This window comes from Pedobacter miscanthi (genome assembly GCF_032678605.1).
GTDB classification, from domain to species: domain Bacteria; phylum Bacteroidota; class Bacteroidia; order Sphingobacteriales; family Sphingobacteriaceae; genus Pedobacter; species Pedobacter miscanthi_A.
Window position 1 is genome coordinate 24,005 of record NZ_JAVTSU010000023.1, and the last position, 26,824, is coordinate 50,828.

General features: G+C 36.2%; 30 protein-coding genes. 13 read left to right on the plus strand and 17 right to left on the minus strand.

The annotated features are described in order from the left end of the window. Positions 1 to 113: 113 nt before the first annotated feature. From R2R28_RS25175 to R2R28_RS25195, 5 genes are all read right to left on the minus strand, one after another. Entirely contained in the window at positions 114 to 773 is a 660-nt protein-coding gene (locus R2R28_RS25175) for a CoA transferase subunit B (RefSeq protein ID WP_187594345.1), read from the minus strand. A 107-nt stretch (positions 774 to 880) separates the two neighbouring features. Then, on the minus strand, positions 881 to 1,585 hold the full coding sequence (locus tag R2R28_RS25180) for a CoA transferase subunit A (RefSeq protein WP_316828415.1): 705 nt from the start codon (positions 1,583 to 1,585) through the stop codon (positions 881 to 883). A gap of 294 nt (positions 1,586 to 1,879) precedes the next feature. Beyond that, positions 1,880 to 2,968 carry a PQQ-dependent sugar dehydrogenase gene (locus R2R28_RS25185; RefSeq protein ID WP_316828416.1) on the minus strand — a complete coding sequence of 363 codons (1,089 nt, stop codon included), beginning with the start codon at positions 2,966 to 2,968 and terminating at the stop codon, positions 1,880 to 1,882. Between the two features lie 236 nt (positions 2,969 to 3,204). Next, entirely contained in the window at positions 3,205 to 5,583 is a 2,379-nt protein-coding gene (locus tag R2R28_RS25190) for an endonuclease MutS2 (protein WP_316828417.1), read from the minus strand. Between the two features lies 1 nt (position 5,584). Next, the gene (locus R2R28_RS25195; protein ID WP_316828418.1) at positions 5,585 to 6,148 is read right to left on the minus strand and encodes a DUF4296 domain-containing protein; all 564 of its coding nucleotides are present in this window, start codon (positions 6,146 to 6,148) and stop codon (positions 5,585 to 5,587) included. Between the two features lie 69 nt (positions 6,149 to 6,217). Between R2R28_RS25195 and R2R28_RS25200 the strand changes: the two genes are divergently transcribed. The 4 genes from R2R28_RS25200 to R2R28_RS25215 all read left to right on the plus strand — a co-directional run bounded on the left by R2R28_RS25200 (position 6,218) and on the right by R2R28_RS25215 (position 9,949). After that, positions 6,218 to 6,919, plus strand: a complete 702-nt coding sequence (locus R2R28_RS25200) for a YggS family pyridoxal phosphate-dependent enzyme (protein WP_316828419.1) — start codon at positions 6,218 to 6,220, stop codon at positions 6,917 to 6,919. Position 6,920: 1 nt separating this feature from the next. Next, on the plus strand, positions 6,921 to 7,388 hold the full coding sequence (locus R2R28_RS25205; protein ID WP_316828420.1) for a GNAT family N-acetyltransferase: 468 nt from the start codon (positions 6,921 to 6,923) through the stop codon (positions 7,386 to 7,388). 2 nt (positions 7,389 to 7,390) lie between these two features. After that, positions 7,391 to 8,653, plus strand: a complete 1,263-nt coding sequence (locus tag R2R28_RS25210) for an aspartate kinase (RefSeq protein ID WP_316828421.1) — start codon at positions 7,391 to 7,393, stop codon at positions 8,651 to 8,653. 108 nt (positions 8,654 to 8,761) lie between these two features. Beyond that, positions 8,762 to 9,949, plus strand: a complete 1,188-nt coding sequence (locus tag R2R28_RS25215; RefSeq protein WP_316828422.1) for a THUMP-like domain-containing protein — start codon at positions 8,762 to 8,764, stop codon at positions 9,947 to 9,949. A 149-nt stretch (positions 9,950 to 10,098) separates the two neighbouring features. Here the strand turns inward: R2R28_RS25215 and R2R28_RS25220 are convergent, their stop codons facing one another. The 4 genes from R2R28_RS25220 to R2R28_RS25235 form a co-directional block, all read right to left on the minus strand. Beyond that, positions 10,099 to 10,296, minus strand: a complete 198-nt coding sequence (locus tag R2R28_RS25220) for a cold-shock protein (RefSeq protein WP_029276380.1) — start codon at positions 10,294 to 10,296, stop codon at positions 10,099 to 10,101. 213 nt (positions 10,297 to 10,509) lie between these two features. Next, positions 10,510 to 11,145, minus strand: coding sequence for a peroxiredoxin (locus R2R28_RS25225; RefSeq protein ID WP_316828424.1), 636 nt, complete (start codon positions 11,143 to 11,145; stop codon positions 10,510 to 10,512). A gap of 161 nt (positions 11,146 to 11,306) precedes the next feature. Further along, a complete protein-coding gene (locus tag R2R28_RS25230) occupies positions 11,307 to 12,401 on the minus strand; it encodes a S1C family serine protease (protein ID WP_316828425.1) in 1,095 nt (364 codons plus the stop codon). Positions 12,402 to 12,409: 8 nt separating this feature from the next. After that, positions 12,410 to 12,976 (minus strand): sigma-70 family RNA polymerase sigma factor, encoded by a 567-nt coding sequence (locus tag R2R28_RS25235; RefSeq protein WP_316828426.1) that lies wholly within the window; start codon positions 12,974 to 12,976, stop codon positions 12,410 to 12,412. A 206-nt stretch (positions 12,977 to 13,182) separates the two neighbouring features. Here R2R28_RS25235 and R2R28_RS25240 point away from each other — a divergent pair, with 206 nt between their 5' ends. The 6 genes from R2R28_RS25240 (at position 13,183) to R2R28_RS25265 (ending at position 16,547) form a co-directional block, all read left to right on the plus strand. Then, complete coding sequence (locus R2R28_RS25240) at positions 13,183 to 13,401, plus strand: hypothetical protein (RefSeq protein WP_025142863.1); 219 nt, start codon at positions 13,183 to 13,185, stop codon at positions 13,399 to 13,401. 136 nt (positions 13,402 to 13,537) lie between these two features. Then, entirely contained in the window at positions 13,538 to 13,756 is a 219-nt protein-coding gene (locus R2R28_RS25245; protein WP_316828427.1) for a hypothetical protein, read from the plus strand. A 121-nt stretch (positions 13,757 to 13,877) separates the two neighbouring features. Further along, positions 13,878 to 14,099 (plus strand): hypothetical protein, encoded by a 222-nt coding sequence (locus R2R28_RS25250; protein WP_316828428.1) that lies wholly within the window; start codon positions 13,878 to 13,880, stop codon positions 14,097 to 14,099. Positions 14,100 to 14,240: 141 nt separating this feature from the next. After that, the gene (locus tag R2R28_RS25255) at positions 14,241 to 14,447 is read left to right on the plus strand and encodes a hypothetical protein (protein ID WP_316828429.1); all 207 of its coding nucleotides are present in this window, start codon (positions 14,241 to 14,243) and stop codon (positions 14,445 to 14,447) included. 114 nt (positions 14,448 to 14,561) lie between these two features. Further along, positions 14,562 to 15,908, plus strand: coding sequence for an adenylosuccinate lyase (purB, locus tag R2R28_RS25260; RefSeq protein ID WP_316828430.1), 1,347 nt, complete (start codon positions 14,562 to 14,564; stop codon positions 15,906 to 15,908). Between the two features lie 87 nt (positions 15,909 to 15,995). Then, complete coding sequence (locus tag R2R28_RS25265; protein ID WP_316828431.1) at positions 15,996 to 16,547, plus strand: NifU family protein; 552 nt, start codon at positions 15,996 to 15,998, stop codon at positions 16,545 to 16,547. A 167-nt stretch (positions 16,548 to 16,714) separates the two neighbouring features. On the opposite strand, the gene R2R28_RS25270 is transcribed toward R2R28_RS25265, so the two are convergent. The 5 genes from R2R28_RS25270 to R2R28_RS25290 all read right to left on the minus strand — a co-directional run bounded on the left by R2R28_RS25270 (position 16,715) and on the right by R2R28_RS25290 (position 22,278). Next, positions 16,715 to 17,503 carry an inositol monophosphatase family protein gene (locus R2R28_RS25270; RefSeq protein ID WP_316828432.1) on the minus strand — a complete coding sequence of 263 codons (789 nt, stop codon included), beginning with the start codon at positions 17,501 to 17,503 and terminating at the stop codon, positions 16,715 to 16,717. 60 nt (positions 17,504 to 17,563) lie between these two features. Next, complete coding sequence (locus R2R28_RS25275; RefSeq protein WP_316828433.1) at positions 17,564 to 18,712, minus strand: prolipoprotein diacylglyceryl transferase; 1,149 nt, start codon at positions 18,710 to 18,712, stop codon at positions 17,564 to 17,566. 410 nt (positions 18,713 to 19,122) lie between these two features. Continuing rightward, a complete protein-coding gene (gene mtaB, locus R2R28_RS25280) occupies positions 19,123 to 20,445 on the minus strand; it encodes a tRNA (N(6)-L-threonylcarbamoyladenosine(37)-C(2))-methylthiotransferase MtaB (RefSeq protein ID WP_316828434.1) in 1,323 nt (440 codons plus the stop codon). A gap of 168 nt (positions 20,446 to 20,613) precedes the next feature. Next, a complete protein-coding gene (locus R2R28_RS25285) occupies positions 20,614 to 21,183 on the minus strand; it encodes a UbiX family flavin prenyltransferase (RefSeq protein WP_316828435.1) in 570 nt (189 codons plus the stop codon). Between the two features lie 447 nt (positions 21,184 to 21,630). Further along, positions 21,631 to 22,278 carry a Crp/Fnr family transcriptional regulator gene (locus R2R28_RS25290; protein WP_316828436.1) on the minus strand — a complete coding sequence of 216 codons (648 nt, stop codon included), beginning with the start codon at positions 22,276 to 22,278 and terminating at the stop codon, positions 21,631 to 21,633. 286 nt (positions 22,279 to 22,564) lie between these two features. Between R2R28_RS25290 and R2R28_RS25295 the strand changes: the two genes are divergently transcribed. Beyond that, positions 22,565 to 24,412 carry an ATP-binding protein gene (locus R2R28_RS25295; RefSeq protein ID WP_316828437.1) on the plus strand — a complete coding sequence of 616 codons (1,848 nt, stop codon included), beginning with the start codon at positions 22,565 to 22,567 and terminating at the stop codon, positions 24,410 to 24,412. Between the two features lie 16 nt (positions 24,413 to 24,428). On the opposite strand, the gene R2R28_RS25300 is transcribed toward R2R28_RS25295, so the two are convergent. Then, on the minus strand, positions 24,429 to 24,653 hold the full coding sequence (locus tag R2R28_RS25300; RefSeq protein ID WP_316828438.1) for a hypothetical protein: 225 nt from the start codon (positions 24,651 to 24,653) through the stop codon (positions 24,429 to 24,431). A 384-nt stretch (positions 24,654 to 25,037) separates the two neighbouring features. On the opposite strand from R2R28_RS25300, the gene R2R28_RS25305 reads away from it, so the two are divergent. Next, complete coding sequence (locus R2R28_RS25305) at positions 25,038 to 25,238, plus strand: DUF3606 domain-containing protein (protein WP_316828439.1); 201 nt, start codon at positions 25,038 to 25,040, stop codon at positions 25,236 to 25,238. A 97-nt stretch (positions 25,239 to 25,335) separates the two neighbouring features. Next, the gene (locus R2R28_RS25310) at positions 25,336 to 25,914 is read left to right on the plus strand and encodes a ferritin-like domain-containing protein (protein ID WP_316828440.1); all 579 of its coding nucleotides are present in this window, start codon (positions 25,336 to 25,338) and stop codon (positions 25,912 to 25,914) included. 183 nt (positions 25,915 to 26,097) lie between these two features. On the opposite strand, the gene R2R28_RS25315 is transcribed toward R2R28_RS25310, so the two are convergent. Next, complete coding sequence (locus R2R28_RS25315) at positions 26,098 to 26,418, minus strand: hypothetical protein (RefSeq protein WP_316828441.1); 321 nt, start codon at positions 26,416 to 26,418, stop codon at positions 26,098 to 26,100. After that, positions 26,408 to 26,539, minus strand: coding sequence for a hypothetical protein (locus R2R28_RS25320; RefSeq protein ID WP_316828442.1), 132 nt, complete (start codon positions 26,537 to 26,539; stop codon positions 26,408 to 26,410). Before R2R28_RS25320 ends, R2R28_RS25315 begins: the two co-directional genes overlap by 11 nt. Positions 26,540 to 26,824 lie beyond the last annotated feature (285 nt).

Sequence of the window (26,824 nt, forward strand, 5' to 3'; positions counted from 1 at the left end):
TGGATGAAGCAATCTTTATAGCAGGACTCGCAAGCATAACAGATTGCTTCGTCGTTCCTCCTCGCAATGACGATTTTTCTTGCGCATAGTCTGTATCCCCGCAAACCGTCAATTTAATCCAATCTCATTTCAGGAATCTCCCCTTCTACAATCAACCTCCCTGCTGTTGATTGCTGTATAAATTCTATACTTACGCCAGGTGCTCGTTCTAAGAGTTTAAAACCGCCCTCTGGTAGAATATCCAGTACAGCCAACTCTGTTACAATTTTTTTAATACATTTTACCCCGGTTAAAGGCAAAGTACATTTTGGCAATAATTTGCTTTCACCAGCTTTGTTAACATGCTGCATGGCCACAATAATATTTTTGGCTGAGGCTACTAAATCCATTGCCCCTCCCATTCCTTTTACCATTTTACCAGGAATTTTCCAGTTAGCGATATCGCCGTTCTCTGAAACCTCCATGGCCCCTAAAATGGTTAAATCTACTTTTTGAGCACGGATCATCCCAAAACTCATGGCCGAATCAAAAATAGATGACCCCGGCAAAGTGGTTATGGTTTGTTTTCCCGCGTTAATTAAATCAGCATCCTCTTCTCCTTCAAAAGGAAATGGTCCCATGCCTAATAAACCGTTTTCTGATTGTAATACCACATTGATCCCTTTTGGAATATAATTGGCCACTAATGTTGGTATACCAATGCCCAGGTTAACATAGTATCCGTCTTTTATTTCTTTAGCAATACGTTGCGCGATCTCTTCTTTTGAAAACATAAGGTTTTAATGATTGAATTTTGATTGATAAAATGAGTGCATCTTGAATGACTGGGTTTAGAATGAGTGCATGTTCTAATCTGCTATTAAACCTCGGACTGCCGACTTCAAACTCCAGACTTCCTCACCGTACGTTGTTCAATTCTCTTCTCATAATCCTTACCCTGAAAAATCCTGTGGACATAAATACCAGGGGTGTGGATATAATCAGGATCAAGCTCGCCGGCTTCTACCAGTTCTTCTACTTCGGCAATGGTTATTTTACCTGCCATTGCCATTACCGGATTAAAATTGCGACTGGTAGACCTGAAAATTAAATTACCTGCAGTATCACCTTTCCAGGCTTTAACGATGGCAAAATCAGCATCAAATGCATATTCCATCAAATAGTCTTTACCATCAAAATTGCGCACTTCTTTACCTTCTGCCACTTCTGTACCTACACCAGCAGGCGTAAAAATTGCAGGCATGCCATATCCGGCCGCCAAACAACGGGTGGCTAAAGTACCTTGAGGAATCAAGTCTACTTCCAGTTCGCCACTTAATAACTGCCTTTCAAATTCGGCATTTTCGCCCACATAAGAAGAAATCATTTTTTTTACCTGACGTTGCTTTAACATTAAACCGATACCAAAATCATCTACCCCGGCATTATTGGAGATACAGGTTAAATTTTTCACCTGCTTACTGACTAAAGCATTAATGCAATTTTCCGGAATACCGCACAGGCCGAAACCGCCAAGCATGATGGTTACCCCATCTGATATATCTTTGATGGCCTCTTCGGCACCGGATACCACTTTATTTATCATCTTATGAATTTTTGGTTAGTTCGCTAAATTACAAATTGCCATCAAAAATGCCGCAATTATAATTTTTAAATCTACAGGGAATATTTATCAATTGGAATTAATCTAAATAACCATTACCTTTGTGCAGCAATGATTTACGAGAGAGAAGAAAGTTTATTTATATTACCCACCGATCCTGAATTTCAAAAGGGCATGGGTTTTATTTTCAGCTGTACCGCCGAGCACAAAAAATGCTGCGAGAAATTTAAAAAAGGTAAACGCTGTAAAAAATGCCCGGATAATAAAAAGAAATAGCTATTTGGCAATTTCTACAATTTTATCATCGCTTCCATTACTCGTACAGATATAAATTTTCCCTTCAGGCGATTGGCAAACAGCCCTGATCCGACCATAAGTATTTACATAAAAATCTTTCGTCGAAACGATTTTCGCCTGTGCATCATCTAATTTCAACTGCATTAATTTAGTCCCTTTTAACACGGCTAATAACAGCGAATTTTTAAACTGCGGAATATAATTATTGTTGTAATAGGCCAAACCACTTGGTGCAATGGTTGGCGTCCAGTTGATTAAAGGTTCTGCCACATTGTTGGCACTGCAGAAAGATTGTTCCCCACTCTCATTACAAAAGCCTTTAATATTAGGCCAGCCATAATTTCTTCCTTTTTCAATGATATTGATTTCATCATCCGAATCCGGACCATGTTCTGAAGAAAATATTTTATTGCCTACCTGAACCAAACCTTGCGCATTGCGATGCCCTAAACTCCAAACCGGGTTATTTGGGTAAGGATTATCTGCCGGAATAGAACCATCTAAATTAATCCTTAAAATCTTACCGGCTAGTGAATTTATATTTTGAGGATTGGCCGTGTCGGATGCATCCCCAGTACTGATAAAAAGCTTACCACCGCTAATTAACAAACGAGACCCATTATGAATGGAGGCAGCAGGAATCTGATCTAACAACACCAGCGGACTGCTTAAATTTCCCCCGCCATAAGTATAACGCACAACTTTAGCCTTATAAGTATTTCCATAATCATAAACAACATAAACATAAGGATTGGAAGTAAATTCGGGGTGTAAAGCCATTCCCAGCAAACCACCTTCGCCGTTGGTACGCACCTCAGAAATAGTAAGTAATGGCGTAACCTGACCAGTAGCAGGATTTAACCGGCTGATTTTACCAGCCTTTTCGGTAAACCAGATAAAATTGTCCGGTCCGTAAACCATTTCCCAGGGAAGATTTAAGCCGGAAACCACAACTTTTGCCTTTAATTCTACATCAGGCAGGGTTCCGGGATCTTCATTACCATCATCAGTTTTTTTGCAAGTTGTGGCAACCATTACCACAAAAAGGCAGAGTAAGAGTTTTTTCATAGCCGTAACGTTTTAGAAATAACACAGTTACGGCTATAAAAGTTTTGTTTTTCTTGCGTGCCATTAGATGTTGATGTGCTGTTAGATGTTACCATCTGACAGATTTTCAAAAAAAATATTTAGTGTCGGATGGTAACATCCGACACCACAACTATTAGTAGACCGTCATAAATAGCCTTGCGATTTTATCGCGAAATATTATTTACAGTGTCTGATGGTAACATCCTACACCACGATCAATTCAAATAAACATAGGTAATCCCATCTCCACCTCTATCCGCATGTTCATCTTCCATCCTGTTCACCTGGCTATACTTCCGTAAATATTCCCTGATCATTTTTCTCAAAATCCCATCACCTTTACCGTGGATCAATTTGATAGAAGGAAAACCTAGCATAATGGCCTTATCCAGATATTTTTCAACTTCGTGCAGGGCATCTTCAGTACGTTTTCCGCGGAGGTCCAATTCAGCCCTGAAGCCCGAAACAGCATCATTCATCCGCCCGGCAAAAGAATTTGCACTGCTTTGGATTACTTTTTTAGCTTCCCGGTTACTTACCTTTTGTACACGGTTCTTTTTAACTGTTGAACGTAAATCGCCAATCGCTAAAATCAGTTCATTCCGGTTAATTTCTAAAACCTGACCAATGGTTTCACTATCCGTAAATTTAACCAGATCGCCTACTTCAATTTCACCGCCTAAAACCACCGGCACTGGTTTCGGACGTTCTTTCGGAACTGTATTTTTAACCAGCTCTTGCTGCAGATTCTGACGGAGGACTTTCGTTACTTCTTTATCCGCCTGCTTTTCTTTAATTTCAGCAATGGTATTTTCCACCAGTTTATTGGCGTTTTTAATAATATTCTGTGCCTCTTGCTTCGCTTCTTTAATCAGGATTTTCTTGTTCTCTTCTAAAAACGTTTTTAACTTTTCATTTTCGACAACAAGGTTTTTCGCCTTATTCTGCTGGTTGGCCAAACTTACTTTAGCATCATAAACATTTTTCTTTTCACGTTCCAGATCAACCAGCATCGTATCTACCCTGTTTTGGTTTGAACCCGTTTTTTCTCTGGCCAGTTGAATCACCTCTTTTGGCAAGCCGATATTTTGCGCAATTTCAAAGGCATAAGAACTACCAGGTTTGCCCATTTCCAAAATGTAAAGCGGTTTCATCTTTGCGTTATCAAAAAGCATCGATGCATTTTCAAGTCCTGGGGTATTGCCTGCGAAAAGCTTTAAATTAGAATAGTGGGTCGTAATTACCCCTCTAACTTTTTTATTGTTCAGTACTTCTAAAACCGCTTCAGCCATTGGCCCACCAAACTGCGGATCGGTACCGGTACCAAATTCATCAATCAGCACCATGGTTTTTGGCGAGGCGTGCTCTACAAAATAGCGCATTTTTTTCAAATGGGCACTGTAGGTACTCAAATCACTTTCTATTGATTGGTCGTCGCCGATATCGGCAAAAATGTTTTCAAATATTCCCACTTCACTATTCGCATCAACCGGAATCAACAAACCTGTTTGCAGCATAATTTGCAATAAACCAACCGTTTTCATACAAACTGACTTACCACCGGCATTTGGTCCTGATACCAATACCACACGCGTTTCTGCATCAATATGGATATTTAATGGGGTAACGGTTTTCTTTTCTGCCGCAAAAGAGATCGATAACAAAGGGTGCCTTGCATTGATCAGTTTAGTTTTCGGTTCTTTTAACAAACCAGGCATCTCTGCTTCAATATCCATTGCAAACAAGGCTTTCGCCCGTACAAAATCTAATTTGGTAAGAAAACCATGATAAGAAAGCAACAACGGCGAATATGGGCGTAAATCATCTGTAAGTGCAATCAAAATTTTAATAATTTCCCTGCGTTTATCAAATTCTAAATCGCGGAGTTTGTTATTTAAGGTAAAAACCTCTTCCGGTTCGATGTATACGGTCTGCCCGGTCGCTGACTCGTCGTGTACAAAACCTTTTAACTTTCTTTTGTTCTCGGCCAAAACCGGAATACACATCCTTCCATCACGAATGGTTAAACTACCATCGGCAACCCAATTGTTGGCAATGGCCTGCTTATAAATAGAATCCATACGTTTACGTACATCCTGTTCAGCTTTTGCAATAGCAGAAGTAATCTCCTGTAATTCTTTCGATGCATTTGGTTTGATTTTTCCTTTGGCATCTATTACGGTTTCTATTTTCCGGAGGATTGTTTTTTCAATAGGCAAATGCTCAAATAAAGCTTCGAGTGTTGGATATACTTCGGCCCTTTCTTCGAAAAAACGGAGTACCGAAAAAACGGTTTGCAAAGAAGTATATACCTGAAACCACTCATCCTCTAACAGATAAGTACCTTCTACCCTGATTTTATCAACCAGTGATTTGATATCAAAAAATGTATTGATCTGTAGTGGCTCCTGATTTTGCAGGATACTTTTAAACTCGTTTGTTTGGCGTAAAAATTTATCAATCTGATCAAAACGGTTCATCACCTGCATCTTGCCCACCATCGCCTGGCCCATTGGGCTCAAGCAATGTTTGCTAATCAGCTGCCTGATTTCTACAAAACCTAAACGTTCTAAACAATTATCGGGATATAACATATTATTTTACCTGTACCGGAGTAGTGGCTGAAACCACTTGTAACGCCCCGGTTTTCTTTGTATTAATGAGTGAATCGGCCTGTTTTTTCTTTTTTGCGATTTCTGCCGTAGCTTTTACTTTTGATAAAGAATCAGGTTTCATTTTTTTCCTGATGGCGAGGGAATCGGCCTTAAATTTCTTCGCAATCACCAATGAATCTGCTTTAAACTTCTTTTTCTGAATCATCTTGTCGGCAAGATCTACAGCTTTTTTCTGCTTGGCTAAGGCTTTCTGTATATTTTTATACATCGCTTCAAGTTCAACCGGGTTTGTATTATACCAGATCAAACTTTTATTGTATTCGGCAGAATCTGTCCCAAATTTTTTATAAATACCTTTATAATAAGCTGCTGCTACCTTTTTGGCTGAATCTGCCACGTAGATATTGGAAATATAGCCATCCACAATATGCATGTCATATAAAATCTTTTCCATTCTATCGGGTTTAATAATGCCATCAGGTATCCCTGGTTTGCAGCCAAACCATAATATAGCTGTCATTAAAACCCATATTAATCTCTTCATGTTTAATTAAAATATTATTTTTTGCCCAAATTGCGGCAAGGTTATTAATTTTACCAAAAATAGTTATAAATGAGCATAGCTGATAATCTTAAACAATATAAAAGCGAAGTTGAATCGGACGGGGTTAAACTGATTGCAGTTTCAAAAACACAACCAATAGAATCAATTTTAGAAGCATACAATGCCGGACAGCGCATTTTTGGAGAAAACCATGTTCAAGAAATGGTCGATAAAGAAGCACAGCTTCCTAAAGATATCGAGTGGCACCTTATTGGCCACCTTCAATCCAATAAAGTAAAATATATTGCACCTTTTGTAAAATTAATCCACGGTGTAGACAGTTTAAAACTGCTGCAGGAAATTGATAAACAAGCGGCAAAAAACAAACGTATAATCGATTGTTTGCTGCAGGTTTACATTGCCGATGAAGACACTAAATTCGGACTCGGTTTTGATGAAGTAATCGAATTGCTACGTGATGAAGCATACGCTGCATTGAAAAACATCCGTATTGTCGGATTAATGGGCATTGCCACCAACACCAAAAACGAAAAACAGATTACCATCGAATTTAATGAACTAAAGATATTTTTCGATGGCATTAAAACCAGTTTTTTCCGTAAAGAAGATTCTTTTAAAGAAATATCGACCGGAATGAGCGCTGATTACAAAATTGCCATTGAAGAAGGAAGCACCATGGTTCGTATCGGCAGCAGTATTTTTGGAAAAAGAGTAATTAAACATTTCAAAAACGATATTACGGCCAATTAATATGAATTTAAACATCAGATTTGCCACTGCCGAAGATTGTCCAAGAATATTGGAGTTAATTAATGAACTCGCCATTTATGAGCGTGCTCCTGAAGAAGTAACGGTTACTTTAGAACATTTTGTTGATGCTGGCTTTGGTAAAAACCCGGTTTGGAAGGCTTTCGTTGCCGAAGTGGATCATATAATTGTTGGTTTTGCGCTGTATTACACGCGCTACTCAACATGGAAAGGTTGTAGGTTATACCTCGAAGATTTTATCGTAACAGAAGAATTCAGAGGAAAAGGATTAGGTAAAATATTATTCGAAAAAGTAATGGAAGAAGCCATAAATGGCAATTACAGCGGCATGGTATGGCAAGTACTCGACTGGAACGAACCAGCAATCAATTTTTATAATAAATACAAAGCGCATTTGGAGAGTGGCTGGTTAAACGCAGCCCTTTCTACAGAACAAATCAAGGCATTTTAATTATGGATATTTTTAAGTTTGGAGGTGCCTCGGTAAAAGATGTGGCAGGTGTAAAAAATCTGGCCAATATTGTACGCGATTACAAAAAAGCCAATCTACTGATTGTAATTTCAGCAATGGGCAAAATCACTAATCGATTAGAAGACCTTACCCAAGCATTTCTAGCTCAGAACGACGAAGCACATGCTATTTTTGAAGAAATTAAACATTTTCATTTCAATATTATAGACGAACTTTTTCAGGGAAAACACCATCCGGTTTACGATGATGTGGCCAATACTTTTGTGGAAATCGATTGGCTGATTGAAGATGAACCAGATAACAATCCTGATTACATTTATGATCAGATTGTATCCATTGGTGAGGTAGTTTCTACTAAAATTGTGTCGGCGTGGTTAAATGAAACCGGCAATAAAGCACTTTGGGCTGATGCACGCAACTACATCCAAACCGATAATACCTATCGCGAAGGAAAGGTAGACTGGGTTAAAACCAACCAGATTATACAGAAAGATTTATTGCCACTTTTAAGCGATAACATTATTGTAACCCAAGGTTTTATTGGTGGAACCAGTGAAAATTACACCACTACACTAGGTCGTGAGGGTTCTGATTATTCTGCGGCCATATTCGCATCCTGTTTAGATGCTGTGGCTTTAACCATTTGGAAAGATGTTCCCGGGGTATTAAATGCAGATCCGAAATGGTTTGATGAAACTGAAAAAATTGCTCAGCTGTCCTATCATGATGCGATAGAACTTACTTATTATGGCGCTACGGTAATTCATCCAAAAACCATAAAACCGCTTCAAAATAAAGGGATTCCGCTATTTGTAAGATCTTTTATTCAGCCAGAAGGCTCAGGAACAGCCATTACCAAAGAAAATAATCCACTGCCTATTCCTTCTTTTATTTTCAAGGTGAACCAGGCGTTGATTTCCATCTTCCCGAAAGATTATTCCTTTATTATTGAAGAAAACCTGAGCAATATTTTTGAGCTTTTCCACAGGCATAAAATCAAAATCAATACCATGCTCAACTCTGCAATCAGTTTCTCGGTAAGTATTGATGATCATCCTGTCCAGATTGAAAAACTGATTAAGGATCTTTCAGACGAGTTTACAGTAAAATACAACAAAGGCCTGGAGTTGGTCACCATCCGTTATTACAACCAGCAAACCATCGAACGCGTAACGGTCGAAAAAGATATCTTACTCGAAGTAAAAAGTCGCCATACCTGCCAAATGGTGATGAAGAATAAATAGTTAGAGGCTAGAGGTCCGATGCCACAAGATAAATATTGTCTTGATACTTAATACTCCATACTTGATACTTAATACTTGATACTCCTTACTTGATACTCCATACCCCACATGAACAACAAACTTTTAGCCAAACCCGTCCAGGATTACATCAGCGCAAATCTAAATGCCGATGTAAATCAGATTGCTTTAGCTAGAAGTCCGTTCGAAGGTATTATTGCTGCAGAATTAGCCACTCAAATTACTGCCAAAAAGAAATCAGAAAAAAAATTACCGACTTGGTTTAATACCCACAATATTTATTATCCTCCGGTATTATCCATCGAGCAAACTTCTTCCGAAATTACAGCGAAATACAAATCCAAACTGGTTAAAGGAGATACTTTAATCGATATTACCGGAGGTTTTGGTATTGATAGTTATTACTTTGCAAAACAGATAAAAGCGGTTATACATTGCGAAATTAACCCTGAATTATCAGCCATTGCCCAACATAATGCGCAAGCGCTGCAGGCTGATAATATCAAATTTAAATCTGAAGATGGAATAGCTTATATTCAGGATAATAAGGTCGTTTTCGATACCATTTACGTAGATCCTGCCCGACGTGCCGAAAAAGGTAAAGTTTTTATGCTAAAAGATTGCACACCTGATGTGGTAAGCAACCTGGATACGCTATTAGAAAAATCATCAAGAATTATCATCAAAACTGCTCCCTTACTTGATATTTCTGCAGGATTATCAGAATTAAAGCAGGTGAGTGAGATCCACATCTTAAGTGTAAAAAATGAGTGTAAAGAACTTTTGTGGGTAATCGACAAAGGTTATCATGATGACACGAAAGTGATAGCAGTAACCTTAAATATCGGGATTGAAAAAGATTTTTCTTTTTACAAATCCGCATCAAATAGTTCAGTGCAGTTTACAGACAATTTAAGCATTGGTGAATATTTATATGAACCAGATGCTGCTTTACTAAAATCAGGTGCCTTTAATTTAATTGGCGCTACTTATGGTTTATTAAAATTGCATTCACAAACTCAGCTGTATACCTTTAAGTCAATAAATAAAGAATTTCCGGGCAGAATATTCAAAATTGAGGCCATATTAAGCACCAGTGAACTGAAAAAACTTAATAACTTAAAAGCTAATGTAATTGTCCGTAACTACCCGGCAAAACCTGAAGATTTAGTAAAAAAATATAAAATTAAAGCCGATCAGGAGCAGTTTTTGATCTTTACTAAAATTGCTGATGGAGAAAATGTGATTTTGAAAGCTTCGATTATTCAGTATTATTAATGGTATTCGTGAAGAATCTGCAAACGAGAAGCTCTTTACGATAAAATCCCAGTTTACTCAGAATGACAAACAAGGCGCTACAAATACAAAAAGCCTTTCTCTCGAAAGGCTTTTTGTAGGGATGAAGAAATAGTGTAGTATATTATCGCTTAAACCTTCTTAACGTTTACGGCCTGTAAACCTTTTCTGCCTTCAGCTACTTCAAATTCTACTGTGTCGTTTTCTTTCAAGCTTTCGATTCCACCTAAAACATCTTTAAAATGTACAAATAAGTCTTTATTGTCTTCTTGCACAATAAATCCAAAGCCTTTTTGAGTGTTAAACCACTTAACTTTTCCGGTTGCCATAAAAAAATAAAAAATTGTATAAAATAAATAAACCTTTTACGCCTTGATCAGCATTTCATTCAACCAATTGACTATTAAATTGGGGATAAACAATCAGTTTGAGCGTTAATATTGAAACAAAACAACCAAATATAATAATTAGCACCTGTAATACAAGTCCTTTTTGGCTGTTCAACAATAATGTTGCGTTTCAAAAAAAGGCAATTGTTCAAATTATTTATTCGGTTGAGGTGTAGTACGTAAATAAGGCTTAATTACCTGATGTCCTTTTGGAAATTTAGCCGGAATATCTTCGGTTTTAATGCTGTTTACTACAATTACGTCCTCTCCATCCTGCCAATCAGCAGGTGTTGCCACGCTATAATTTGCAGTAAGCTGTAATGAATCGATTACACGCAATACTTCATTAAAGTTTCTTCCGGTAGAAGCTGGATAGGTAATGATTAATTTTACCTTTTTATCCGGACTAATCACGAATAAAGACCTTACTGTTAATGTTTCTGAAGCATTTGGATGGATCATATCATAAAGATTGGCTACCGTTTTATCCGGATCCGCAATAATCGGAAACTCAACTGAAGTATTTTGTGTTTCATTAATATCATTGATCCAGCCTTTATGTGATTCGGCAGAATCGACACTTAATGCCAAAACTTTAACGTTTCTTTTTTCAAATTCACCTTTTAAAGCGGCCGTTCTTCCCAATTCTGTTGTACAAACGGGCGTATAATCTGCAGGGTGAGAGAATAATACACCCCAGCTATCACCTAAATATTCGTAAAAATCGATTTCACCAATAGAGGTATTGGCCTGGAAGTTCGGTGCGGTATCGCCTAATCTTATGCTCATAATATGATAATTTTTAAGTTGATTAAACAAATCTAAACAATAGTATAGTAAATACATAGACATAATATTAATTTAAGACCTCCAAATTACAATTCAATAAAAAACCCTGAAGATTTTTGATCTACAGGGTTTAAGAATATTAATTTGTTTGGGTTTTTAACTTAATATGCTTTAATCATAAATACATAATCCTGTATTTTTTCGATCTGCTTGGTCCGTTTTAAACCTGAAAGCAAACTTTTTTTATTAGCAGAAAGTTTATTTGATCCTAACGAATCCTGAGGAATTGCCCTCATGGCTTCTAAAATATATTTTGATTTAATAGCGAAAGCCGCTCCTTCAGTCTGATCTGGTTTACCACTGATAATACCAACTAAATTTCCGTTATTATCTAAAACAGGTCCGCCGCTATTACCCGGGTTAACCGAAATTGCCACCTGATACTGTGTCGTATCACCAATAAAACCATTTTTCGAACTTACATAACCTTCTCCCAACACCGCATCGTCTTTTGGATAGCCCAAAGTATATACTATCTCACCAATGCTGCTCATATTCCTCTTAATTGTATAAGGGATAGATGATAAATTACTGAAATGTTTATCGCTGATTTTTAAGATGGCGATATCATTCTGTGGGTCTGTGTAAACAGATTTTACTTTGAAAGATTCTCCTTTACTGTTTTGCACATATAAAGAATCGGCACCATTGATAATATGAAGGTTAGTTAAAATGTAACCATTGGTAGAAATAGCAAAACCTGTACCGCCAAAGCTGTTCTGTACACTTGGTTTATCAGATGTAGTTGTATTATTGTTGATTTTTCTGATCAGGCTGTTTTGCGTTTTTATGGCTTTATTTACCTGGTTGCTTAATTGCCTGTAATGTTCTTCCTGTTTACTGTTATGCTGGATGGAATAAATAGAAACCAACGATAATACTAAAAATGAGGCTGCAACGGCAATAGCTGATTTATGCTTACGCCACAATTGTACCACACGTGATGGATGCGGCCTAAGTGCGTTAGCGAGCCCATCAACATCAATTTCTGCATGAATCTTGTTCAATTGTTCTTTTAAACGCAACTGCTCAGCAAATGTCCCCATAGTTTCTAAAAAGAATTTATGCGAAACTACTTTATGATCTACTGTGGCATCATTACGACGTAACTGTTCAAAAGCTTCAGTTTCCTGTGCATTAAGTTTACCCAAAAGATAATCTTCAATAATTGCATCTAACTCCAAATCGTTTCTCATTTCAATTATTATGGTTGAAAAAATATTTTCTTTAACCGTTGCAGGCACTTGTATTTCTGTGTTTTTGCATTGTCGGTATTGGTATAGCCAAACTTTTCGCAAATATCCTGCATGGATAAATTGTGGATATAAAAATCCTGAATAATGGTTTTACAAGGTTCGCCAAGGTGATCAAGTGCTGATTGCATCTTTACAAATTGAAGATCTTTTTCTTCATGCTCCTCTACATCTTCTTCTACAGCAAATACATCTTCGTAATCGGTAATATTACCAGCCTTTTTACTGTTTAGGTTGAGTTTTTTCAACCATATGCGCCGGCAAACCGAATAAATGTAAGTTTTAAGTTTGCTGCTTAGTTCAAAATTTCCCTCCTTAATTTTATTATACAAAATGATAATGGCCTCCTGATAAACATCCTTTGCGTCATCTTCATCACCATTGTTATTGAGGATAAACTGCAAAACCATCGCATAATAGGCTTTGTATAACTTGTTAAGTGCATCTTCGGAGTTATTTAGAATACCTAAAATAACCTCTCTATCTGTTGGAACTGAACCTTTTAAACTGTTATTCACTAGTTAATACATTTTTCGGTAAATAGTAACCCAATATTAGACAAAAAAATATTTATAGCTACTATACTTGCTTAATACAAAATACCCCCATACGGTAACCCAAAGGAAAGGGTAAAAAAATATTTCAACTTTTTTTCAAATTATCGGGTTACCTTTCTACCTTTGCGGCATTAATAAGAAATTAATTACTTTAAAAAAATTCAAAAATGAAAAATGCATTCAAATTAGGCTTTTTAGCTTTAGCTTTATCTTTATCAGTTGTTGCTTGTAACTCAGAGAAAAAAGCTGAAGGTGCTGATACTACTTTAACTGATTCTTCTACTATCGTTACTGATACTACTGCAAAAGATACTACAGTTAAAGATTCTACAGTTAAAGACACTACTGTAAAAGCTACTACTACTACAACTGAAGTTAAACACTAGTCTAACTTTACCATATAAAAAAGGTCCTGGATACACATTCAGGGCCTTTTTTATTTTTTTATTTTTTTTTGGGTTACCTTTTCAAATAACAGGCATTAACAGGTAAATTAATTAATTACTTAAAAAATACTCAAAAATGAAAAATGCATTCAAATTAGGCTTTTTAGCTTTAGCTTTATCTTTATCAGTTGTTGCTTGTAACTCTACAAAAAAAGCAGAAGGTGCTGATACTACAGCTACTGATTCTTCAACTGTAATTACTGATACAACTAAAAAAGATACTGTAGTTAAAGATTCTACAGTAAAAGATACTTCGGTAAAAACTACTACTGAGAAAACTGAAGTTAAACACTAGTCTAACTTACCCATAAAAAAACCCTCACGATGATGAATCGTGAGGGTTTTTTATTTTACAGGGTTACCTTTTTAAATTTTGTGTATTAATAGTAGATATTAACCGTAAAACATAAAACAAAATGAAAAATGCATTCAAATTAGGCTTTTTAGCCTTGGCTTTATCTTTAACAGTTGCTGCTTGTGGTGGTTCAGACAAAAAAGCTGATGGCACTGACACTACAGTTACAGATTCTTCTACAATTGTTACTGATACAACTTCTGTTGATACTGTAGTTAAAGATTCTACCGTAAAAGACACTACAGTTAAAGCTACAACTACTAAAGAAGAAGTTAAACACTAGTTTTTTTTTAGCTAAATAACATAAAAAAGGTCTCGATTTTAAATCGGGACCTTTTTTATTTAAAATATCGGGTTACTTTTTTAAGTTTTTTGTATAAATTGGCAAGTAATTAATTTAAAAACCAAACAAATTAAAAAAACAATGAAAAATGCATTCAAAATGGGCTTTTTAGCTCTTGCTTTATCTTTATCAGTTGTTGCTTGTAAATCGGAAAAAAAAGATGGCGGCGCTGATTCTTCTAAAGTTGATTCTACAGTAGTAGATACTACAGTGAAAGATACTACTGTAAAAGATACCACTGTTAAAGACACTATCGTTAAAACTGATACAACTAAAGTTAAAAAGTAGTTTTATCAACCCATTAGAAAAAGCCTTAGTAACCTAAGGCTTTTTTTATTTAGACATCAAGACCTTAAAATCCATCAATTGTAGTAAATTTGCGGCAAAAATATAATCCGCATAATGAATTTAACATCACTACAAGCTATTTCACCTGTTGATGGTCGTTACAGAAAAACAACCGAAAGTTTAGCTGCCTACTTTTCGGAAGAAGCACTGATTAAATACCGTGTTTTTGTAGAAATCGAATATTTTATCGCACTTTGTGAGATCAACTTGCCAGGCTTGGAAAATTTTGACAGAAATCTTTATGCAGAATTACGCAAAATCCACGAAAATTTCTCCGAAGTTGATGCATTGGAGATTAAAGAAACCGAAAAAGTAACCAATCACGATGTTAAAGCTGTTGAATATTTTATCAAAAATAAATTCGATGCACTTTCACTTCAAAACTATAAAGAGTTTATTCATTTTGGCCTAACTTCTCAGGATATTAATAACACAGCCATTCCATATTCTATTAAACTGGCTTTAAATGAAAGTTATTATCCTGCGATTGATACTTTAATCGAAAAAATAAATGCACTTGCAACGGAGTGGAAAGATATCCCGATGTTGGCACACACGCACGGTCAACCAGCCTCTCCTACTAAATTAGGTAAAGAGTTTTTGGTTTTTGCCGAACGCCTGAGCATTCAGCTGGAAAGTTTAAAAAATATCCCGAACAGTGCAAAATTTGGCGGTGCAACCGGAAACTTCAATGCACACCACATTGCTTACCCTGAAGTAAACTGGGTTGATTTTTCAAATCAGTTTGTAAATGAAACTTTAGGATTGACCCGTGCACAACACACCACGCAGATTGAACATTACGATCAGTTTGCAGCCCAATGTGATGCTTTAAAACGCATTAACAACATTATTATCGATTTAGACAGGGATATTTGGACCTATATTTCTAAAAACTACTTTAAACAAAAAATTAAAGCAGGAGAAATTGGTTCTTCAGCCATGCCACATAAAGTTAATCCTATCGATTTTGAAAATGCAGAAGGAAACGCCGGAATTGCCAATGCCTTATTCGAGTTTTTTGCTGCTAAATTACCAATTTCGCGTTTACAAAGGGATTTAACCGATTCTACCGTTTTAAGAAACGTAGGTGTTCCATTTGGTCATACTTTAATTGCCATTAATTCAACCTTACGTGGATTAAATAAAATTTTGTTGAATGAAGCGGCCTTACACGCCGATTTAGATGATAACTGGGCTGTTGTGGCGGAGGCGATACAAACGGTATTAAGAAGAGAGAATTTTCCTAATCCTTATGAAGCTTTAAAAGAACTGACCAGAACAAACTCAAAAATCAACGCAGCGAGTATTGCGGCGTTTATTGAGGGTTTAGCGGTTTCTGAAGAGATAAAAGTGCAATTAAGGGTGATTACGCCATTTAATTATACCGGTGTTTTCTAAGCAGATTAAATTGACGTTAAGCAGACAGCAGTTACAGGTTTTATTAATGACTTATTGTTAATTTTGTTTATTCAAATTGATTAAGACATGACGATTAACGTATATACAGAACAGACTCCAAATCCAGCAACCATGAAATTCATGGTAAACAAGCTGTTAATTAATGGCAGTGAGGATTTTGCGACTAAAGAAAGTGCAGAACATTCTCCGTTTGCTAAAGAGTTATTTAAGTTCAACTTTGTTTCTGGTGTGTTTTTCGCCAGTAACTTTGTTACTGTAACTAAAACGGATGATGCTGAATGGGGCGATATTGAAGCCATTTTAAAAGAATTTGTAAAAGGAGCGGTAGAATCTGAATTAAAAATTAAAGAAGCGACTTCTGAAGAAGCACCTGCATTTGAAGGTTCGGAAACTGAAATTAAAATTCAGCAGATTTTGCACGATTATGTTCGTCCGGCTGTTGAGCAGGATGGTGGTGCCATTACCTATAAATCTTTTGATGAAGGAGTGGTTACGGTAGAACTTCGTGGTTCTTGCAGTGGCTGCCCATCTTCTACCATTACGCTTAAATCAGGTATCCAGAATTTATTACAAAGAATGGTACCAGAAGTTACAGAAGTAGTTTCTGAAGCGCTTTAATTGAGCATTTTTCATAGTACATATATAGTGAAAAGGTCCCGGTGTAAATCGGGACCTTTTTTTATGTGATCCAGTCGTCACCCTGAATTTATTTCAGGGCCTTAGTTGCAGAAAAGATGCTGAAATAAATTTAGCATGACGATACCTGAGCGTGACGAGTCTTATTATTAAAAATACTGCTTAATCGCCGTTAACATTTCAGTAGTAAGTTTACCATTGGTTGCTAAAATTTCTCTTTTCTCAAAGTAATCATTACCTCCTGCAAAATCAAAAACTTCTCCACCAGCTTGCTGAACAATGAAACATCCGGCAGCAAAATCCCATTGTTGAAGGTTAAATTCGAAAAAAGCATCAAAACGTCCGCATGCGGTGTATACCAAATCAATCGCTGCCGCACCAATTCTGCGCACGCCATGGCTTTTCTGCATCATTTCGGCCAATAATTTTAAATATTGAGGCTGTTTATCAAACTGATAATAAGGAAAGCCTGTAGCCAGTAAACTCGATTTTAAATCGGGATTAACTGAAACCTTAATTTCTTTTTTGTTCATAAAAGCAGCACCGCCCTTGTATGAATAAAACATTTCTCCCCTGTTTAGTTCGTAAACTACCCCCACAACAGGTAAACCATCTTCGTAAAGGGCCACACTAATCCCATAAGCTGGGATGCCGTGGATAAAATTGGTGGTACCATCCAAAGGATCGATGATCCAGGTATAAGTTTTACCAATTCTGCTGATGGTTTTCTCTTCAGTAATGAAACCGGCATCAGGAATGAGTTTTTCGAGGTTTTGAACGAGTTTCTGCTCTGCTGTTTTATCAACATAAGACACCATATCGTTTAAGCCTTTGTATTCGATTTTTTGTGCATCAAACTGCATGGCTTCTTTACGGATAAAGTTTCCGGTAAGCCTTACAATAGAGATCACTTTATTGCATAGTAATTCGTAATTCATAGTTATTTAACAACCAAACAAAGTTGTTGTTGGATTTTAAATGAATTTATAAAAAGTGTATTAAGCCAGTTGATTCTTATTTCGTAAGGCATAAGCACATAATGCAATACCGCCCACTACAAGGAATGTAGAAATCATTTCGGCTTGTGTAAATGACAGGCCAAAAACATGGTATTTAGAATTTACACGGATTAATTCGATACAGAAACGTTCTATACCATTTAAAATCATGTAAATACCAAACATTAAGCCCGGAGCTTTGATTTTATCCCTGATTTTCCATAAGAAAGCAAAAAGGATCAGACAAATAATTACTTCATAAATGGGTGTTGGATAAACGCCTTGTGCCAGTTCGTTACAAAATTTACCGCTACAACCCGGAATCGGTATTCCCTCACCCACAACGTTGTTTGGGTATTTGTAAGACCATAACCAATCTGGCAGCCCTGAAAAAGGTTTCGGGTTAAGGTTTACAATTCCCCAGTCGCCATCACCAGCCAAATGACAGCCAATACGACCAACGGCGTAAGCCAGCATCATCCCGGGCCCACCTACATCAAGCATGTGCAAGGGTTTTATTCCATTTCTTTTAGCAATAATCAGTACTGCTGCACCACCACAAATTAAACCGCCATAAAAAGTTAAACCGCTAAAGGATAATAACCTTTCAATAGGGTGTTGAACAAAGTCATCCCAATACTCCAGGTTATCAAAAAATTTGGCACCCAAAAAGCCCCAAATAGCCGCCCAAACAATCAGGTTGCTCATGGTTTGGTATGGATGAATAGTAACCAGCGTTTCTTTCGGTTTATCTAATTTATGCTTATTTTTTTCGGTATAATCCCAATAAGCAAACAAGCCGGCAAAAAACAATCCACCAATGATATTTCCTTTAGCCGACATTAATATGCCTTGTGCATCACTTACAAAAAGTTTATAATTTAACAGCGCATATACCAGTTTATAGCCGATTACAAAGCCAAAAAGGCCATTCATAATGAGCTCTGATGTTGTAGCAGGCTTACCGATTACAACCGTTTTTTTAATTGGATGGAGTACACCCAGCGCTTCTTTACGCTTAAGTTCTTTGGTAAAAGCCCAATACCCGGCCACAAATGCCAGGGCCACAAAAACACCAAAAGTATTAAATGGAAGCGGTAAATTAATACCAAAAAGATATTCTAAAAAGTGTGAAACGGTAGGAAACATACAAATAATTTGAAGCGAAGATAGTAAAGAAAGACCAAAGCTGAAAGATTAAAGACCAAAGCTGAAAGACCAAGGCTGAAAGCTGAAAGACCAAAGCTTAAAGACTAAAGCAGAAAGGCTAAAGTGGTCCAGTAGTTTATTGGTTGCTACAGTCCTGCACTCCGCTTTTAATAGATTTTAAAATGACAGATTCCAAAACCGGGTCTTCCATTTCGCCTCATTTGCCATCCTAAACAAGTGAAGGATTTATCTTGTGATGGAAAATGTTTATTATCTATGTTATATTTCATCTAAGCACTTTCAAGGGCCGAGTCTTTCATAGCCGGGAGATCCTTCATTGCATTCAGTATGACAATTCGGAAGGGATGAAAATTTTGATTGAGACATCGGACTATGGACTTTAGGCTAAACTAATGATGTGCGTAAGCTGTCTCTAGTTCGGCAACTTCTACTTCACCATCGGCAGTAATCTCCAGCAGTTTAACCGCTTTTAATTCGTTCACCATCACCGGATCGTATTTGGCTCTTACTTTAACATAATTTTTGGTAAAACCATGCATATAACCTGATTTTTGATCGGCTTCGAAAAGCACTTCACCTTCGGTACCAATCTGAGATTCGTAAAAGGCCCTGCGTTTTTTATCGGATAAAATGTGGAGCATTTTACTGCGTTCGTTGCGCTCGCTTCCTGCCACAACCCCTTTCATTTCGGCTGCAGCTGTTAATTCGCGTTCAGAGTAAGTAAATACGTGCAGGTACGAAATATCAAGTTGATTTAAAAACTGGTAAGTATCTAAGAAATCTTCTTTGGTTTCGCCAGGAAAACCAACAATTACATCTACACCGATGCAGCAATGAGGCATTACCGCTTTAATTTTGGCAACACGTTCTACGTATAAATCACGACGGTAACGGCGGCGCATTAAACCTAAAATTTTATCAGAACCTGATTGTAAAGGAATATGGAAATGAGGAACAAAACGCTTAGAGGTAGAAACAAATTCGATGATTTCGTTACTCAAAAGATTTGGCTCTATTGATGAAATACGGATTCTTTCGATACCTTCAACCTCATCCAATGCTTTTACCAGATCAAAAAATTTATCTTCCCTCTCTCCGTTACGAATCCCGAAATCTCCAAGGTTTACCCCCGTTAATACAATTTCTTTGACACCACTTTCTGCAATCATTTTTGCACGGCTAACCACATTTCCGATGGTATCGCTACGGCTTGCGCCACGTGCCAAGGGAATAGTACAATAAGTACATGGATAATCGCAACCATCCTGAACTTTTAAAAAGGTACGTGTTCTATCTCCGATTGAATAGGAAGCAATAAAATTATGGTTTACTTTTTCAATATTCTGCTGATGAACCACCGCTTTAGGCTGTTTGGTTAAATCGGTAATATATTCTACAATCCTGAATTTTTCTGCAGCCCCCAAAACCATATCAACACCTTCTATTTCGGCAATTTCCTGTGGTTTTAGTTGCGCATAACAACCTACAATGGTTACAAATGCATTTGGAGAATATTTTAAAGCTTCTTTAACAACCTTACGGCATTTTTTATCCGCATGCTCGGTAACTGAGCAGGTATTGATCACATAAACATCGGCCTGATCCTGAAATTCTACCACGGCATAACCTGCATCGGTAAATAAACGACCGATGGTTGAGGTTTCAGAGAAATTTAGTTTACAACCTAATGTATAAAATGCGACCTTTTTCATTGAGCCTGCAAAGATAAGAAATTTGTTCGTAGTTAGGAGGCTGGAGCCGGCCTACGTCACAAATTACAGTAAGTTAACAAATGATTAGTTTGGAGCTGGACGTTTGGAGTTTGGAAAGTTTACGGAATGGATTAATTTACTCCAAACGCACCGCTCCGCAACTCCCAACTAATTTTCTTGCCAGCGATAACTTTCCTGCTCAAAACCTGCCAAATCCAGCACCCTGCTGATTACCGTACCCGCAACTTCTTCTATGGTTTTCGGTAAACTGTAAAAGGATGGATTTGCCGGGCATATCATTCCACCAGCTTCGGTAACCGTTTTCATATTATTAATGTGTATTAAACTAAAAGGTGTATCCCTTACTACAGCGATTAATTTTCTGCGTTCTTTTAACGCCACATCTGCAGCCCTTGAAATCAGGTCGTTGGATATTCCATGCGCGATGCGACCCAAAGTACCCATTGAGCATGGAACGATGATCATGGTATCGTATTTTGCCGATCCTGAAGCAAAAGGCGCATTAAAATCATTCTTATTATAAAAAGTAAAGTTTTTAAAATCGCTGTAGTCCTGGTTACCCAATTCGAATTGCCAAACTTCTTTTGCATTATCGCTCATCACCACACCAACTGCTTCAATCTGATCTTTTAGTGCGGATAACTGATCAAATAAAACTTTGGCATATATAGATCCGCTTGCACCTGTAACTGCAACAACCACTTTCTTTTTTATCATGAAACAAAAATAGGTTTTCTGAAGGGTGATTAAAAACAAAAAAGGGCCAGAACATTGTTCTGACCCTACATCTACCTATGAAAAACATACCCTCGAAAGGGTAAGAACAAATATATATAAATTTTTAAAAAAATATAAGCAAGAAATGTTAAATCGTCTAAATGACGTATTTAAATCAAAAACAAAATACAACTAACTGATTAACAGATAAATAATTTTCATAAAAAATATTAAAAAACCATTTTATCAGTTAAAAACATGATGTTTTCTATAACATTATATGAAAAATTGTATTACAAATCAGTCACTTTTACTCAGTATGACAATACATTTAAAATTCTTCGTCTTTATTTTGATTATTGGCTTTACATTTTTTTGATATTAAAATAACATTTATACCATTAATAACCAGGAGCAAATTGTGATTAAAAAACAATTAATATCTATTTAAGATGACTGAATTTCTGTAAACGACATGGCTAATTTAGACCTGATACGGCTTAAGGTTTCCATGCGCATACATAAAAAGGAAGCGATATATTTTAACGGAACCCTGTTAACCAGTTCAGGATATGATTTCATAAACCTGAGGTATCGTTTTTCTGCTGATTGTAACCGCGAAACAAGTGCCCTTTCACAAGCCTGAAGATAATGTAGCTGGGTCATTTTCCGGCTTACGTAATTTACAATATGATAATTGAGGTATAACAGCTTCGACATGGTGTAGGGAATGCCAATAGCCACTACATCCTCAAGGGCCTGCACATACTCTTCGGAAGGTTCACTTTCATCCCAAAAATTACTGATATTGCCTATAAATTCATTCTCTTTTGCAATCCAGGTGGTTATTTCCAGGTTATCTTCTTTCATAAAACCCCTTGCAATGCCATTTATAATAAGGTATGTACATTTATCACGATGCAAAGGTGATGTGATAAACTTATTTTTTTTAAAGTTGACGGGAAAAGTATGGGTATTGATGATAAATTCTATATCGGGCGTTAAATCGTGAAACGATCTATATACATTTATTAATGGTGAAATTCCATTAAAAGGTAGCCACTTATTTTCTGAATAAATGTTCTCGGGACTCATGTTTTATCTATTGTGTAACTGCAAACTAATCGTTCAAAAGAACGACAAACGAAAATTTTATCTACCTGATTGTAAAACACAGATGTGTGAAAAATGTTTAGCGAAAAAATCATTTACTGCAAAAATAATTGCGGGCAGCTATTTTAGTGTACTTTTTATATCAAAAAACTACATCATCCCCCGCAGTCAACTACATTTTTGTAGTATAAATAGTATGCATTCATAGTAAATCTATTGGCAATTAGCACCTTAAAGATTATATTTGGTAAAGTGTCAATTCAATTTTATGATCGATTTAAGCTCTTCATTCTTAAAAGCAATATTAAAACATTCAAAATCACCGATAATCGTTTTTAAAATAAAGCCAGTATTGGTGGTGGTGGAGCATAATGATGCATATATGGCTTTAATAGAGCGCATTGGAGGGAAATTGAAATTTTACGATATTGATGCCATCCCAAATCTGTTATCTGACCGAGAAAAAGACTTACTTTTTAAAACAGTACATAAAATAAGTGAATTTAAAACTACAGGTAGTTTAATCATTCACCCTATTTATTCCAATTCGCCAAATGTAAAATGGGAACTGGAATTTTCTCCGGTAATACAGGGACATAACCCTGTTGAATACATTGTTTGTTCGCTTAAAGAGATTCCCACTAATGAAAATGACCTGGAGCATATTTTATTCGAACTTTCTGAAAGTGAAGCAAGATTTAGGGGCTTTTTTGAACAAGCGCCTTTAGGTATGTGCGTTTTAAGGGGCAAAGAACTGGTTACTGAGTATGCTAATGATAACATTTTAAAGCTTTGGGGAAAAACCAGAAAAGAAATTATTGGTATCCCACAGGAAGAATCCCGCCAGGAACTTGGTTTGCAAAGACAAATCCTAAGTCGTGTAAAGGATATTTTCAAAACAGGCGAGCCTTTAACATTAAACGAACACAAGATTTCGACACCTATTGCCGATGGTTACTTTATAGCCATGTATCAACCCCTTAAAAATGATAAAAATGAGGTAACCAGCATTTTAGTGATTATTAAAGATATTACGGAACAGGTAAATTTTAAAAAAGAATTACTCAAGGCAAAAGATATCCTGAAAATTGCCATGGATGCTTCGGAAATGGGTTCCTGGAATATTGATATCGAAAGCAAAAAAGTGCTTTTATCAGAAAGAGCGCAACAGATTTATGAACTGGAAAACAATAAATTAAGCCTCGATGAAGCAAAATCACTTATCAGTCCGGATAATTTAACTTTTCTGACCAGTAGCATCAGGAAAGCCCTACATAACAAAGAAGCATTTAATATTGAATACCAGATTAAGTTAAATGGAGGCAAAACCAAAACAAAATGGCTAAGAACAGCAGGAAAAGCTTATTATAACGAAGAAGGAAAGAGTGTTTACATTGCTGGTGCGGTTTTGGATATTACCGAGCACAAACAAGATGAAATCAGGAAAAATGATTTTATAGGTATGGTGAGTCACGAACTTAAAACACCCCTGACCGCTTTAAATGCTTACGTGCAGCTTTTACAATTTAGACTGAAGGAAACTGAAAACGATTTTATTACAGAAACGCTGGATAAAATTAATATCCAGTTGAGAAGAATGTCGTTAATGATTGATGGGTTTTTAAATGTATCCTTATTGGAATCGGGCAAAATTTTATTAAACAAAACAGATTTCGACCTGGTAGATTTGATTAAAACCATTGCGGAAGAAAACAGGGTAATTTTACCAAGTCATTTTATCCAGGTAATTGGCTCAGAGGGGCAGATTTTAAATGCTGATCGGGAAAAAATCGGCAATGTGGTAAACAACCTGATCAGCAATGCAGCAAAATACTCAAAAAAAGAGTCATTAATTGCCATAAAATGTAGAAAAGGAAAAGGTGAACTCGTGGTAAGTGTAGAAGATGAAGGGATCGGGATTAAGGAAAGTGATATTCCAAAACTTTTCGACCGGTTTTTCCGCGTAGAGAGTTCAGTTACGCAAACCATTGCTGGTTTTGGCGTTGGCTTATATATCTGCGCCGAAGTAGTTGAAAGACACCAGGGAAGAATATGGGCAGAAAGTAAATTCGGAGAAGGTTCTACTTTTTATTTCAGCCTGCCTACTCCTGATTAATCATAAGCGTTACCATTTATACAGACCGGACCAGAATTTTCTCATTTTCTACTTCGATATTCATGGCCGAAAGGCCTTGTGCAGTTAATTGTATCTCAAAGGTTACCTTCGAATTTAGTTCAATATCATTGGGTATCGTGTCTAGCCTATAATGAATATCCTGACCATTTTCATCTATTATGATTCCAATGCCTTGTTCATTATCGATCTGAATAACCTCTCCCCTCCTTTTATCAGTCATAAATATTTATAAAGAAATCCGACAATTATAAGCAAAAAACGTATAATTAAAAATACATAATAACGAATATATGCACAACCAAAAGCTATACTAAAACGTTTTCTTTTAATTCTTTAAGGTAATATATCTAATTTATAGTAGCTAATCATTTATAATGATCATTTCTGCAAAAAAAAGTTTTTAGTTATTCGTTAAACATTTGAAAACATTCATTTTGGCATTAAAGAAGGTTTGATTTTACCATGATAAAGGGATAAAAAATATAGTCGCCCAAGGCAAAACCACTCAACACACTGCTTTACAGCTTGTTATTTCAAATAAAAAACATTATTTTCATCAAACAAAACGAGCTTGTAATTGTTACTATGAATCAATCATCCATCTATGAAAAATCTCCATCCAACCACAGGCAATAAAGAAGAAATCATTCTATTATCTGAAGAAACCGACCGTAACTATTGGGCAAACCGACTAGGAGTAAGTTCGGAGGTATTAAAATCGGCTGTAAGGGCTACCAGGTGTATTACACTAAATCAAATTACGGCTTATTTAAACCAACAGAAGAAAACGATCAGTATTTCCTGATTTTGCTAAAATCAAAATTTGTTTAATGTTTTTGAGATTGTTTAAACCTTTTGTTTAAAGGGATGGTTCTTTATGTACAAAATAAAGAATTACACCTATGGCAACTACAACAAAAACAGTTAAAAAAACTACATCACCGGTAGGATTAAAAACAACAGCTAACAACAAAACGGGTAAAATGGAAAATTCAGAATTCCATAAGTTTTTTGTTGATGAGTTGAAAGACATTTATTGGGCGGAGAAACACCTTGTAAAAGCTTTACCTAAAATGAAAAAAGCAGCAACAAGTAACGAACTTGCCGATGCTTTTGATAAACATACGGCAGAAACTGAAACCCATATTGAAACATTAGAAAAGATTTTTTCATTGCTGGATGAGAAAGCAGTGGCTAAAAAATGTGATGCGATGGCAGGTTTACTGGAAGAAGCAAATGGTATTATTGAAGAAACCGACAAAGGTACCATGATCCGCGATGCAGGATTAATTTTGGCAGCACAAAAAGTAGAACACTATGAAATTGCGACCTACGGAACTTTAAAAGTTTTTGCTGAAAACATGGGACATAATGAAGTTGCTGATTTGTTAGCAAAAACATTAGAGAATGAAAAAGCGACCGATATTGCTTTAACAAAGGTTGCCGAAAGTTTTATAAATGAGGAGGCAGCAGCCGAATAAATGTTGATTTCCTTATAAATAGAGTGGTTTCATTTACACGTCACATAATGAAATTAAGGAGAAAACAGAAAAAATTGTCAACCTGGGCCTTCTGCTTTTAATAGAAGGCTCAGGTTGACAATACTTATATTTTAAATTAACAACATTGTTTTAAAGCACTTTACCTTTTATCTGCTATGATTGCTAATGTTTCAATCTGGCAACACAATAAGCCAATAAATTGGTATTCTCTTTTGAAATTTTCTTATTTTCAAGGCTATTTTTGATATGGCTAACCGCATTTCCAAGCTGTCCTTCTAAAAGATCAAGCATGCCCATAATATTTTCTGGTACCACAGTTAATGATAAAATGGGATAAAATTTATTCTCCAGATCCTTTCTTTGCGCATTCGTTGCCAAATCTAGTGTCCACTCTTCATTTACGGTAAAACCATATTCGTGCCGGGTATTGTTCAGTTCGTACAAAAAAACCTTTGCCTGAACTTTTTGATCGTTATTGGCCATTTTTACCTGTTTTTTTGGCGAATAGATCAATTTCAGTTTTTGCTGATTTACCTTTTCCCGACTGATAATCTGAGGGTGCTTTTTTGTTTACACTGGCCTCTTTCTTTTTGTCCCTACTCATGAATCTTAATTATTTATATTTGAATAAGACCAATCATCATTGCATAAACAATTCGGTGACTGGAATAAGAAATACTCTTCTAAATAAAAAGATTAGAGAATACCGTAATGGTACATCAGTGAGAGAAAAGAATAGTAATTAGATTACTGATATAATCAAATATACATTTATAAATAACTAAAACCGTCATAGAATTATAGTTATCGGGATATATTTTAAAACGCCAGCTAAGAGCGGAAAATCATCACAAATAAAAAAAAGGCCGAAAAATTAATTCCGGCCTTT

Bases quoted from the DNA above. Each gene is read 5' to 3' on its own strand.
- R2R28_RS25175 (WP_187594345.1), bottom strand. From the start codon at position 773: ATGTTTTCAAAAGAAGAGATCGCGCAACGTATTGCTAAAGAAATAAAA.
- R2R28_RS25180 (WP_316828415.1), bottom strand. From the start codon at position 1,585: ATGATAAATAAAGTGGTATCCGGTGCCGAAGAGGCCATCAAAGATATA.
- R2R28_RS25185 (WP_316828416.1), bottom strand. From the start codon at position 2,968: ATGAAAAAACTCTTACTCTGCCTTTTTGTGGTAATGGTTGCCACAACT.
- R2R28_RS25190 (WP_316828417.1), bottom strand. From the start codon at position 5,583: ATGTTATATCCCGATAATTGTTTAGAACGTTTAGGTTTTGTAGAAATC.
- R2R28_RS25195 (WP_316828418.1), bottom strand. From the start codon at position 6,148: ATGAAGAGATTAATATGGGTTTTAATGACAGCTATATTATGGTTTGGC.
- R2R28_RS25200 (WP_316828419.1), top strand. From the start codon at position 6,218: ATGAGCATAGCTGATAATCTTAAACAATATAAAAGCGAAGTTGAATCG.
- R2R28_RS25205 (WP_316828420.1), top strand. From the start codon at position 6,921: ATGAATTTAAACATCAGATTTGCCACTGCCGAAGATTGTCCAAGAATA.
- R2R28_RS25210 (WP_316828421.1), top strand. From the start codon at position 7,391: ATGGATATTTTTAAGTTTGGAGGTGCCTCGGTAAAAGATGTGGCAGGT.
- R2R28_RS25215 (WP_316828422.1), top strand. From the start codon at position 8,762: ATGAACAACAAACTTTTAGCCAAACCCGTCCAGGATTACATCAGCGCA.
- R2R28_RS25220 (WP_029276380.1), bottom strand. From the start codon at position 10,296: ATGGCAACCGGAAAAGTTAAGTGGTTTAACACTCAAAAAGGCTTTGGA.
- R2R28_RS25225 (WP_316828424.1), bottom strand. From the start codon at position 11,145: ATGAGCATAAGATTAGGCGATACCGCACCGAACTTCCAGGCCAATACC.
- R2R28_RS25230 (WP_316828425.1), bottom strand. From the start codon at position 12,401: ATGAGAAACGATTTGGAGTTAGATGCAATTATTGAAGATTATCTTTTG.
- R2R28_RS25240 (WP_025142863.1), top strand. From the start codon at position 13,183: ATGAAAAATGCATTCAAATTAGGCTTTTTAGCTTTAGCTTTATCTTTA.
- R2R28_RS25245 (WP_316828427.1), top strand. From the start codon at position 13,538: ATGAAAAATGCATTCAAATTAGGCTTTTTAGCTTTAGCTTTATCTTTA.
- R2R28_RS25250 (WP_316828428.1), top strand. From the start codon at position 13,878: ATGAAAAATGCATTCAAATTAGGCTTTTTAGCCTTGGCTTTATCTTTA.
- R2R28_RS25255 (WP_316828429.1), top strand. From the start codon at position 14,241: ATGAAAAATGCATTCAAAATGGGCTTTTTAGCTCTTGCTTTATCTTTA.
- purB (WP_316828430.1), top strand. From the start codon at position 14,562: ATGAATTTAACATCACTACAAGCTATTTCACCTGTTGATGGTCGTTAC.
- R2R28_RS25265 (WP_316828431.1), top strand. From the start codon at position 15,996: ATGACGATTAACGTATATACAGAACAGACTCCAAATCCAGCAACCATG.
- R2R28_RS25270 (WP_316828432.1), bottom strand. From the start codon at position 17,503: ATGAATTACGAATTACTATGCAATAAAGTGATCTCTATTGTAAGGCTT.
- R2R28_RS25275 (WP_316828433.1), bottom strand. From the start codon at position 18,712: ATGTTTCCTACCGTTTCACACTTTTTAGAATATCTTTTTGGTATTAAT.
- mtaB (WP_316828434.1), bottom strand. From the start codon at position 20,445: ATGAAAAAGGTCGCATTTTATACATTAGGTTGTAAACTAAATTTCTCT.
- R2R28_RS25285 (WP_316828435.1), bottom strand. From the start codon at position 21,183: ATGATAAAAAAGAAAGTGGTTGTTGCAGTTACAGGTGCAAGCGGATCT.
- R2R28_RS25290 (WP_316828436.1), bottom strand. From the start codon at position 22,278: ATGAGTCCCGAGAACATTTATTCAGAAAATAAGTGGCTACCTTTTAAT.
- R2R28_RS25295 (WP_316828437.1), top strand. From the start codon at position 22,565: ATGATCGATTTAAGCTCTTCATTCTTAAAAGCAATATTAAAACATTCA.
- R2R28_RS25300 (WP_316828438.1), bottom strand. From the start codon at position 24,653: ATGACTGATAAAAGGAGGGGAGAGGTTATTCAGATCGATAATGAACAA.
- R2R28_RS25305 (WP_316828439.1), top strand. From the start codon at position 25,038: ATGAAAAATCTCCATCCAACCACAGGCAATAAAGAAGAAATCATTCTA.
- R2R28_RS25310 (WP_316828440.1), top strand. From the start codon at position 25,336: ATGGCAACTACAACAAAAACAGTTAAAAAAACTACATCACCGGTAGGA.
- R2R28_RS25315 (WP_316828441.1), bottom strand. From the start codon at position 26,418: ATGGCCAATAACGATCAAAAAGTTCAGGCAAAGGTTTTTTTGTACGAA.
- R2R28_RS25320 (WP_316828442.1), bottom strand. From the start codon at position 26,539: ATGAGTAGGGACAAAAAGAAAGAGGCCAGTGTAAACAAAAAAGCACCC.